Below are 9,753 nucleotides of genomic sequence, written 5' to 3' on the forward strand. Positions count from 1 at the left end.
TGGTGCTCCGGCGACGGGCGGTGTTCCGGCGGCGAGGGCGGCCTTGCCGTCTTTTCGTGCCCGCTCAAAACGGGCAAGGGCACTGGCCATGAAAGGGTTCACCGCTGGCAGGATGCTCGAAATATAAATCACTGGCATGCAACAGCAAACGATCGGCCATCTGTTCACTATGAGCGTTGTTATACAGATCACACCCAAGAATGGGATGTCCCATGGCCTGGCTGTGAATCCGCAACTGGTGTGTACGACCCGTAACAGGAGTAAACTGCACCAGGCTCCGGCGCGGTTGCGCCAGACGCTGCAATACCCTGTATTCACTGATGGCCGCCTTGCCCGTGGTGTGGCAAATTTTTACCCGGGGAAAATGGTGTTTATCTTTCGCGATGGCCCCGGTAACCTGCCCCTGATCGTCGGCAATCCAGCCTTCCAACAGGGCGATATACCGCTTTTGAATGGTGCGCGCCTGAAACTGCCTATTGAGATGTTGCGCCGAGGCTGCGTTCAGCCCCACCACCATAATGCCCGAGGTGCCAAAATCCAGGCGATGCGGTAACCTGGCCTCTGGAAATGCCGGGCTCTTGCCCTCCTGACCCTGTACCAAACGGTAGTGTACCGAATCCCGGTTGAGGGGATTTTTACCCGACAGACTGAGCAGGCCACTGGGTTTGTTGATCAACAGGATGTCGTCATCCTGATATAAAATCACCACCACATCGTCACACGCCGGTGCCACAAACTCATCAAGGATGGCGTGACTCGGCAGGCCGATACCAGACATTCCACATTCCCTGCTAAGCAATATCCTGTAACTCCTGTGGATTTTGGGGCTAGTTTGTCTTTATCGTCACCCTCGCGAAGGCGGGGGTCCAGTGTCTTTGCTGGCGACCAGTAGTCTGAGCGTTCTGCGCCACATGCTTTGGATTCCCGCCTTCGCGGGAATGACAAGAGAGGGCGTGCGGAATAACGACAAAACCACACCTGTTATACCGCATTACTTATTTATATAAATACTCGTTGATATAAATACTCGGTGCCGCCGATGAATCATCTCTTTCGACGGCACTGACGTTACTGACGATTAACCGTGCTTAACGTGAATATTTATCGGCGCGCTTGCCGCGTAATATTTTTTTCTTCGGCCCGGTACTTTTTGGGGTCGTGGTATTTTTCAGCCGCACGGGTTTTGCCGTGGTTTTGTTGTTCGATTCATCGCTCGACCTGGCGCGACGTGGTTTACCCTTGTGTTGGCCGTCTTTTGAACCTTCCAGTTCAATAATGGTTTCACTGGCCCGGTTGGAACGTCCGGACAAGACCTTGCGCGAGATGGTTTTTAACAGTGAACCACGACTGGTCACTTCAAAGCCCGGCTTGATGATGCGTTTAATCTCGGTACCAATCAGCTTTTGAATCCGCTCCAGCGTCTGCTCTTCTTCACGGCTTACAAATGAAATAGCACTCCCTTTGCTCCCGGCCCGACCCGTACGACCGATACGATGCACATAGTCTTCCGGCAAATAAGGCAAGTTAAAGTTCACCACGTAATCCAGGCCCTGAATATCCAGACCACGGGCAGCCACTTCAGTGGCGATCAATATTTGTAATTTACCGGACTTAAAATCGGCGACCGCGCGACGTCTCGAGCCCTGGCTTTTATCGCCATGACACACAGCAGCTTCAATTTTATTCTTTTTAAGGCCGGCCAATAATCGTTCAGCCTGTTCCTTGGTGCTGGTAAACACCAACACCTGAAACCAGTTTTTCTCTTCCAGCAGTGTTTCAAACAGTTCGATCTTGCGGCTTTCTTCTACCGGATACACCGCATGTCTGACGGTATCCGCCGTACTATTGATTTTAGTCACCCGAATTTGCTGGTGGTTTTTCAGGATTTTATGTGACAGTTCATTGACGGCGGGTGAGGTCGTGGCTGAAAACAGCAGGGTCTGACGTGTCGGTGCCGTCATTTGCATCATCTTCAGCACATCGGTGATAAAGCCCATATCCAGCATACGGTCGGCTTCATCCAGCACCACAAATTCGACGTCGCTTAATGTGACATTGCCCAGGGTCATGTGCTCCAGCAAACGGCCGGGGGTGGTGATCACAATATCAACGCCCGCTTTCAATTTGTTGGCCTGACCGCCCATTTTAACGCCACCGTAGAGGGCCGTGACACTGAGAGGCAAAAACGTCGCATAAGCACCGATAGCATCGGACAACTGCTCTGCCAGTTCGCGGGTTGGCGTCAGGATTAACGCCCGTGGGCGTCGCTCGACGGTCGCTTTGGGTTTATCCAGCATGCGTTGTAATACCGGAACGGCAAAGGCCGCGGTTTTACCCGTCCCTGTTTGCGCGGTCACTTGTAAATCCTTACCGCGACGCGCCGGCACTATGGCCTGCATTTGTACCGGTGTCATAGCACTGTAGCCACATTCAACAAGAGCGCGTTGCAGATCTGGGGCCAAATCTAAAGATGAAAATTGCATGAGAGATCCTCTGTAGAGTCGCTACAGTCAAAAAACGAGGGCAGATTGTACAGTACTTTAGCAGTGGAGGAGAGGATTGATTGCGGTTTTGAGTGGGTTTATGTCGTTTGCTCGGGTGTGAAAACGGGGGGATGGGCAACGCCTTGTTGCCCATGTGCCTTAAACTTCGTCGTCGGCGGCTTTGGTGCTTGAACGCGGGTCATGGTGACAGGCTCTGGCGAGGATCTCTACATAGAACGCGGGGAGTTCCTGCGCCACGGCAGCATCGATATGTTTATTGATTTCAGAGGTATGGATCTCTTCTGCTACATCCTCTGTGGCACCAAAGCGACAATCGAAAGTCCAGTAGTCCATGCCTTGAGGCAGCGTCTTTCTACGCTCTCTGTTCAGGTATTTCTTAATATCATGCTTGATTGAGTCCACCAGGCGAGCAGGTTGCAGCTTGGGGTGAGTTAACGCGATTGTCTTTTTCATGGGGTTCCTACAGAAGTGCACTCAAGAGTTAAAGCCGAATGAGCTTTTAAAAGCGTATTCTACATGGATGGGTAGCAGATAACTGCCAGTTTCTGCGATTTTATGTTCCGCAAACGGCTGATACCTCCGGGGACGGGTTCAATGATTCAGGCCATCAATCCGTATTTTTAGCGCTGCGCTCACGCCTTGCCCGCGGGGAATCAATACCCGGTCATTTCCAGATAGCCCTGGCCGCGCGGTGCGCCACTGGTGGCGTCGGTCACGCTGACTGCCCCTTCCCAGTAGGACACAGACGTGTTCATCCAGCGATTCGCGTGTCGAGCCGCTATCTCCAGATCAAGCTGCTGTTCCGGCAGCGTCAGGCGCCAGCGTACCGGCACCCGATGCCCGGCGGCATCGGCAAACGCCTGCGGCACCAGCGTTAGCCTTGCGGCATTGAGCGGCGTGACCTCGCCCTCCGGGGTGATCCAGCTGCCGGAAAGATAGTCGCCGTGGTTTGCCCCCCCACCGCGCAGGCGAAAGGCCATCAGCCGGGCGCCACTGTCGAGGTGCAGCGAAAACCAGTCCCAGCCGGTTTGGCCGGCACTCAGCAGCTGACTGCTCCACTCCCGATCCAGCCAGGCCCGCCCGCGTACCGCCACGCGCTCCTGGTCCAGCATCACCTCGCCGCGGACCCGATAAAAGGGCTGGCTGTAATACATGGAGCCCTGGCCATCGGCCGATTTTTGGCTGAAACCCTGGATGCCATGGCGCACCAGGGGCCCTTCGGCCTCGAGCTCCAATTGATAACCAAAGGGGCCGTTTTCGTCCTCGGCCCGGGCCGTCAGGCGCAGCCGATCCAGGGCATCGCCCCCGGAATCTGTGCTCAGACTTTCCAGCCGCCAGTCATCCAGCCAGGCGTGAAAGGGCCGGGCCGTGACGCCGGCCTGCTGTGCGATGCCCGGGAGCGGCACGCCGCTTCCCCGTGCGAAACGTTCGGCCACCCGGTGGCTCTCGCCACGGGACAGCGCCATGTGTGCCATCCACAGTTGATCCGCCGCCCAGGGTTCGGCGCCGGCATCCGGTGCGTCGGGCGCCCCGGGCTGCTGCGCCTGGCGGAACAGGGTCCACTGCATGCCCAGCGGTTCGCCATGCTTGTCTTCCAGGTTGGCGGTGAGATACCACCACTCGATACGAAAGTCCGGGTGCGGGCCATGATCCTCGGGGAAATCGAGCCTGATAGCGGGGCTGGCGTGGGTATAGCCCTGGCCCGATGCGCCCAGACCGGCAAAACCGGCTCTGCCGCCGCCACTAACATCAGTACCATTAACCGCCCCATTGTCAGGCTCTGAAGCCGGATCGCAGGCGCCGAGCAGCAACAGCATACACAACAGGGGTACACCACGACGCGGTAGGTTGAAGAGCCCTCCTTTGAGCATCACGCGCTTTCCTCCTCGGCCAGCAGGGCCCGGGGGGGCGTGCGCCACAGCCTGAACATCGGCAGGCCCGCCGCCAGCAGGGCAACCAGGACGGCGGTGATCAGCGTCAGGCCGATCTCGCCGGGAAAAACATGCAGCGGCAGCCGCCAGCCAAAGGCGGCCACATTGATGCCCCACACCAGGCAGGCGGTAATGGCAATACCCAGAGGAATCGCCAGCAGGCCCGTCACCAGCGCCACGCCGGCCAGTTGAGCCAGCTGAATGCCAAGCAGCCGACGCAGCGGCACCCCCAGCGCCCAGAGCGCTGCCATCCGTCGGCGCCGTTCCCGGGCCTGCGCCAGCAGGGTCGTCAACAGCGCCAGCGCCGCCACACCGAGGGTCAGGGTATTCAAGGCCCGGGTAATGGCAAAGGTGCGCTCGAAAATGGCGGTCGCCCTGGTCTTGACCTCACCCTGATCTCGCAAACTGTGCGGCGTCAGAGTAAAGCGTTCGAGCAACTGCCGGCGTAGCAGATCGGCATCCTCTCCAGGCGGCAGCACTATGCCGATGGAGGCCGGCGGTACCCGGAACAGCCGCCGCACCTGCGCCGTGGCCAGCACCAGCTCCCCCCTCGGGTTGCCGTAATCCGGGTAGATGCCCACCACTGTGACCCCTTCGATGCCCCCGGGGGTGGCCAGGCTGAGCCGGTCGCCCAATGCAATGCCCTCCCCCCGGGCCAGCTGCTCGTTGATAAAAGCCTGGCCATGCCGGAGCGCCTGCCAGGCCGCATCTCTGTCGCCCAGAGTGGCGAGCAGGGGCCAGTCCGCCATTAGCGTGCGACTCGGCGTGATGCCGAATACCGGTAGCGGCAGGCCCGGGCGGCGGGAATCGCCCTTGCCCGAGGTGATCCCGAGCAGCTGCGATTCGGCGCCGGCGGTGATCAGCCGCTCCTCGACCTCATCGCGCCGGGCGAGCCAGGCATCAATGTCGGCGAATTGCGCCGCCGGCGGCGTGAGGTAAAGATCCGCCATCAACCGCCGGTCGAGCCAGTCGAGAAAGGTCAACCGAAAACCGCCAACCATGCTGCTGACGCCCAGGTTGGCCGCCAGTGCAATCAGCAGTGCCATCATGGCCAGCGACAGCCGTGGCAGCTGCAGTTGCACATCGGCCAGAGCCCACTGGGTGAGTGGCCAGGGGCGCGCCAGGCGTGTCAGCCCGCCGAGCGAGAGAGACAGTACCAGGGCCAACAGCGGCGGCAGCCACAGGGCGGCGGCCAGTATTATGGCCGCCACCAGACCGAAGCCGGCGCTCAAACCTTCGCCGCCAGGCCGGGTAAGCAGCCATAGCCCGAGCGCCAACGCCGACAGCGCCGCCACGCCACCCAGCCGTGTCTGCATCCGCAGCTGGCGCTGAAAACCGGCTCGCCACGCCTGGGCCTGACCGAGCCCCAGCAGACTGAGACGACGTGCCCGCCACAAGATGCCACTGCCGGCAATGAACAGCCCCCCCAGGGTCACCCCGATACCGCCCAGCCAGTAATGCCAGGGCAGGCTGAGCGTACCGCCGATGTTGGCACCGTAAAGGCTGTGCAGAGTGGCGGCCACGTCGGGCAGCCATGTTTTGGCCAGCCACAGTCCGCCGAGCAGACCGGCCAGCGCGCCGAACAGCCCCAACAGAATAAGCTCCAGCACCAGCAAGGCCACCAGGGTACGGCCAGACACGCCAAGGGCACGCAGGGTGCGCAACAACGTCAGGCGTTGTTCCAGCGCCAGCCCCAGCGCCGCCTGCACGATAAAGAGACCGACAATCAGGGCCAGCATCGCCATGGCCGTCAGGTTGAGATGAAAACTTTGGGTCAGCTCACCAGGATCCGCTCGGGTATCGGCACGCACCAGGGTGAATCCATCCGGTGCCGCCGTCAGCGCATCCGCGGCACTGACCAGCGCGGTCATCCCGTCACCGGCCCCCAGCAACCGGGCGGCGATGGCGATATCCATCACCAGCGTATTGGGTGGCAGCTCGGGCACTTCCACCCGTGGCGGTAACGGCGTGCCACCCTGTAGTGTCGGCTGGTCGCCCAGCTGGGTGCGGGTATCTGGTGCCAGGCGGGTCTGCCAGGGGGGCGACAGAAAGTCCTGCAACGAACCCGGTGCCCGGGTGCGGGCCAGGGGGCTATCGCCGGGCAAGGTGAGTGGATCTATGCCGATGAGGGTGAGCTTGCTGCCACTGTCGGTCACCAGCTCGCCTTCGAGCAGTGGCGAGACCGGTACGCCTGCCCGGCGCAGCCGGATAAAGTCGTCCCGGCTCAGTGGCTGGCCGTCCTCACGTTCGAGACGATCGAAGCCGCTGCCCAGCAGCGCCTCGGCCCGCGCATAATTGTCTCGCGCCGAGGCATTGATGGCCTGTACACCGCTCCATAGCGCCCCCGCTACCCAAAGCCCCAACAGCAGCATGGCCAGCTGGCCGGGGTGACGCCGATAGTGGGATAACAGGGTCACCAGCGCCACCAGCATCAGGCGCATGGCAAATCGCTCGCGGCGGAGCCGGCCAGCAGTCGACCACGGTGCAGGATCACTCGGCGATCCAGCGGGGCGGCAACTTTGGGGCTGTGCGTGACCATCAGCAGACTGCTGCCGCTTTCGGCCACCAGCTCCAGCATCAGCGCGAGCACCGCCTCGGCGGTGGTTTCGTCAAGATTGCCGGTGGGCTCGTCGGCCAGCAACAAGGCCGGGCGAGACGCCAGCGCACGACCAATGGCCAACCGCTGTTGCTGACCGCCAGACAGCTGCTCGGGATAGTGGCGCTCGCGCCCGGCAAGATCCAGTCGCGCCAGCAGTCTGGCCGACCAGTCCGGATCTTCCCGCCCCGCCAGCCGGGCCTGCAGCCGCAAGTTGTCGGCCACGTTGAGGCTGGCGACCAGATGAAACTGCTGGAACACCAGGCCGAGTGTGTCGCGCCTGACTCGTGCCCGGCCGGGTTCATCCAGGCCGGCCAGCGACTGGCCACCGATGTAGACCTCACCCCGGTCGGGCAGATCGAGCCCCGCCGCCAGGTGCAGCAGCGTCGACTTGCCGCTGCCCGACTCCCCCATCAACGCCAAACTTTCACCGACACCCAGGTGCAGATCCACGCCTGACAACACACTCAGCGGTCCCTGGGGGGTGGTGTAGGTCTTGTAGACCTGGCGAAACTCGAGCATGGCGGTTTCGTGGTTAGCCACCAAAGATGGAGACATCGAGCTCAGCCCCCTCTCCTAACCAATAAGCATATATCGTATGATCTTTTAAATTATCGCCGGTTAATGCATGAATCAGAATGGTGAGCCCTTGCCTGTTTGCTTCAAGCCAGGGAACAAATTCGTCGAAATGCTCGGCACCAAAGGTGATTTGGCAGCTCCACTTCGGGTGAGGCCCCACCGGCCTTTGATGAATACGCCCCACTTTGAGGCCGAATTTTTCACCAGCCTGCTCACACAAGGATGTCGCAAAAGATAACGTCGCTTGCTCGAAATAGACATGTGCGTGGTAGCTTTCATGCGAATTGACGGGCCGTTTTGTTTCTTTCATTGCGTTTTCCTTTTCCTGACGCCAATCTCCCACAATGCCTAAGCCAAAGGCAACAACGGCATCAAACCATGCCTAATGCTAACCGATGCACACCGGCAAACGCCATGTCATTTCGGAATGGATGGTTTTTCTGAACGCCAGATTAAAAAAGCCCCGGACAGGATAGTCCGGGGCTTTTTAGGGGATGGGGCAGCCTTGCCTGAGATTCCGGTGAGCCAAGCAACCACCCGTCACGTGCTCGGTCGTCCAGCTAAAATACGTCCGCCCTTCGGGGGAGACCGCGCCTGTGACCATAAAACGCGGTGATCGACCACGTTTGCCTTTCACCACTGGAGTCTGCCCCACCGGCGCAAAGGTCTGTAGTGATGCGAGCACAGGTGAAAGCTGGATTCATCGATAAACATCAGGGTCTCATTCTGTTCCTGCGCCTGATTTTTTTAAAGCTGGCCAGATCACCTGCTGCCAATGGATAATCGCTGCTTCATCACGTCTGATATCCTGACGTTTGGGCTTCTGCCAGGACCATCCCCAGCGCCGCAGCAACTTACTCATATGTGTTTGGGTGTACTGGATCTTGGTCAGAGTGGCGATCGCATCGGCGACCCGTTGTGTGGTCCAGCGCTGGTCTTCATAGCCAAAGCCCTGAGGCCCCAATTCTTCCAATGCTTTCAAGATGATCGGCACAGTAGCGGGCGGCAGATCTGGGCGATGAGCGATTAAACCAGCGACTGGCCAAGGTCGTGGACACCCTGGCCACACAGCCAGGCAAGAGCATCACCGCCGCCTGCCGTGGCTGGAGCGAAACCAAGGCAACCTATCGTCTGCTGGAGCAGGACATCAGCTGGGATACCTTGCTTAAACCCCACTGGGACAGCACCCTGGCGCGCGCGGCAGAGCACAACACCGTGCTGTGTCTGCAAGATACCACCGAACTGGATTTCAATGGTCGCAAGGCCGAGGGATTGGGCAAGCTGAACTACGATGCCCGTCGCGGCATGTACCTTCATCCCACCTTGATGGTCACGCCGGAGCGCCTGCCGTTGGGTATCACGGATGCCTGGATGTGGGCCCGTGATGGCCAGCAACCGAAGGAAAGTGACCGCTGGCTGGAAGGCTATCAGCGGCTCAGTGAACTGAAACAACAGCTGCCTGATACCCGGTTGGTCTATGTTGGCGACCGGGAAGCCGATTTGTTCACGCTCTACCAAGAACAGGCCGCCGCCCCCCACGTCGACTATCTGATCCGGGGCAAGCATAACCGCAAACTGGCCGACGACCGCAAGCTCAAGGAGGCGGTTGCAGCGGAGCCGGTATTAGGTAAGCGGCTAATTAACCCCATCTTCCCGCGCTAACGTCGTTGCGGCACGCTATTCCTCTCAACAAGAGGAATGGCAATGACCCCACAGCAAAAACGTCAGTACTGGCAAGCCCAGTTGCAAGCCCAGGCAGACAGTGGCCTCAGCAAGGCCGCATTCTGCCAGCGTCATGATATCCGTCCGTCAACCTTTTACTATTGGGCCGGTAAACTCAAGGCGCCTGATACTGCTCGGCATCACACTATCCATCCGGTGCGGCTGTCTGAGCCGGAGCCGCATTACCAGGCACATCACCTGACCTTGACCCTGCCCAACGGCTGCCAGTTGGCGTTTCCGGCCGCACTGGAACCCGATACCCTGCAACGTTTCGTGGCCGCCTTGCGATGACTCCACGCGGCGACATCTATCTGGTGGCCGGCGCGACCGATATGCGCAAGTCGATCGACGGCCTGGCATTGATTGTCAGCGATGTGCTTGAACTCAACCCGCTGAGCGAGGCCTGGTTTATCTTCTGTAA

The 9,753-nt window shown here is 59.7% G+C and carries 11 protein-coding genes; 3 read left to right on the top strand and 8 right to left on the bottom strand.

Annotated elements, in window-relative coordinates:
- Window positions 1-64: 64 nt before the first annotated feature.
- From HNR62_RS15055 to HNR62_RS15090, 8 genes are all read right to left on the bottom strand, one after another.
- Window positions 65-778: an RluA family pseudouridine synthase gene (locus HNR62_RS15055; RefSeq protein ID WP_204796896.1), complete on the bottom strand. Its 714-nt coding sequence runs from the start codon at window positions 776-778 to the stop codon at window positions 65-67.
- Window positions 779-1,088: 310 nt separating this feature from the next.
- The gene (locus HNR62_RS15060) at window positions 1,089-2,483 is read right to left on the bottom strand and encodes a DEAD/DEAH box helicase (protein WP_204796897.1); all 1,395 of its coding nucleotides are present in this window, start codon (window positions 2,481-2,483) and stop codon (window positions 1,089-1,091) included.
- Window positions 2,484-2,642: 159 nt separating this feature from the next.
- A complete protein-coding gene (locus tag HNR62_RS15065) occupies window positions 2,643-2,957 on the bottom strand; it encodes a DUF6172 family protein (RefSeq protein WP_204796898.1) in 315 nt (104 codons plus the stop codon).
- Window positions 2,958-3,157: 200 nt separating this feature from the next.
- Complete coding sequence (locus HNR62_RS15070; protein WP_204796904.1) at window positions 3,158-4,375, bottom strand: lipocalin-like domain-containing protein; 1,218 nt, start codon at window positions 4,373-4,375, stop codon at window positions 3,158-3,160.
- Window positions 4,375-6,876, bottom strand: a complete 2,502-nt coding sequence (locus HNR62_RS15075; RefSeq protein WP_204796899.1) for an ABC transporter permease — start codon at window positions 6,874-6,876, stop codon at window positions 4,375-4,377. The genes HNR62_RS15070 and HNR62_RS15075 overlap by 1 nt, the downstream gene beginning before the upstream one ends.
- A complete protein-coding gene (locus HNR62_RS15080) occupies window positions 6,867-7,589 on the bottom strand; it encodes an ABC transporter ATP-binding protein (RefSeq protein ID WP_239552846.1) in 723 nt (240 codons plus the stop codon). The genes HNR62_RS15075 and HNR62_RS15080 overlap by 10 nt, the downstream gene beginning before the upstream one ends.
- Window positions 7,567-7,920: a DOPA 4,5-dioxygenase family protein gene (locus tag HNR62_RS15085; RefSeq protein ID WP_204796900.1), complete on the bottom strand. Its 354-nt coding sequence runs from the start codon at window positions 7,918-7,920 to the stop codon at window positions 7,567-7,569. Before HNR62_RS15085 ends, HNR62_RS15080 begins: the two co-directional genes overlap by 23 nt.
- A gap of 411 nt (window positions 7,921-8,331) precedes the next feature.
- Window positions 8,332-8,592 (bottom strand): helix-turn-helix domain-containing protein, encoded by a 261-nt coding sequence (locus HNR62_RS15090; RefSeq protein ID WP_204796901.1) that lies wholly within the window; start codon window positions 8,590-8,592, stop codon window positions 8,332-8,334.
- Window positions 8,593-8,621: 29 nt separating this feature from the next.
- Between HNR62_RS15090 and HNR62_RS15095 the strand changes: the two genes are divergently transcribed.
- The 3 genes from HNR62_RS15095 to tnpB form a co-directional block, all read left to right on the top strand.
- The gene (locus tag HNR62_RS15095) at window positions 8,622-9,272 is read left to right on the top strand and encodes an IS4/Tn5 family transposase DNA-binding protein (protein WP_204796906.1); all 651 of its coding nucleotides are present in this window, start codon (window positions 8,622-8,624) and stop codon (window positions 9,270-9,272) included.
- Window positions 9,273-9,314: 42 nt separating this feature from the next.
- Window positions 9,315-9,623 carry an IS66 family insertion sequence element accessory protein TnpA gene (gene tnpA / locus HNR62_RS15100; protein WP_204796902.1) on the top strand — a complete coding sequence of 103 codons (309 nt, stop codon included), beginning with the start codon at window positions 9,315-9,317 and terminating at the stop codon, window positions 9,621-9,623.
- Window positions 9,620-9,753, top strand: a 134-nt coding sequence (gene tnpB, locus HNR62_RS16480) for an IS66 family insertion sequence element accessory protein TnpB (protein WP_204796487.1), incomplete at its 3' end; no start/stop codon positions are given. The genes tnpA and tnpB, both read left to right, overlap by 4 nt.

The organism is Oceanisphaera litoralis (assembly GCF_016907015.1).
Classification (GTDB): domain Bacteria; phylum Pseudomonadota; class Gammaproteobacteria; order Enterobacterales; family Aeromonadaceae; genus Oceanimonas; species Oceanimonas litoralis.

Bases quoted from the DNA above. Each gene is read 5' to 3' on its own strand.
- HNR62_RS15075 (WP_204796899.1), bottom strand. From the start codon at position 6,876: ATGCGCCTGATGCTGGTGGCGCTGGTGACCCTGTTATCCCACTATCGG.
- HNR62_RS15085 (WP_204796900.1), bottom strand. From the start codon at position 7,920: ATGAAAGAAACAAAACGGCCCGTCAATTCGCATGAAAGCTACCACGCA.
- HNR62_RS15070 (WP_204796904.1), bottom strand. From the start codon at position 4,375: ATGCTCAAAGGAGGGCTCTTCAACCTACCGCGTCGTGGTGTACCCCTG.
- HNR62_RS15080 (WP_239552846.1), bottom strand. From the start codon at position 7,589: ATGTCTCCATCTTTGGTGGCTAACCACGAAACCGCCATGCTCGAGTTT.
- HNR62_RS15055 (WP_204796896.1), bottom strand. From the start codon at position 778: ATGTCTGGTATCGGCCTGCCGAGTCACGCCATCCTTGATGAGTTTGTG.
- HNR62_RS15065 (WP_204796898.1), bottom strand. From the start codon at position 2,957: ATGAAAAAGACAATCGCGTTAACTCACCCCAAGCTGCAACCTGCTCGC.
- HNR62_RS15060 (WP_204796897.1), bottom strand. From the start codon at position 2,483: ATGCAATTTTCATCTTTAGATTTGGCCCCAGATCTGCAACGCGCTCTT.
- tnpA (WP_204796902.1), top strand. From the start codon at position 9,315: ATGACCCCACAGCAAAAACGTCAGTACTGGCAAGCCCAGTTGCAAGCC.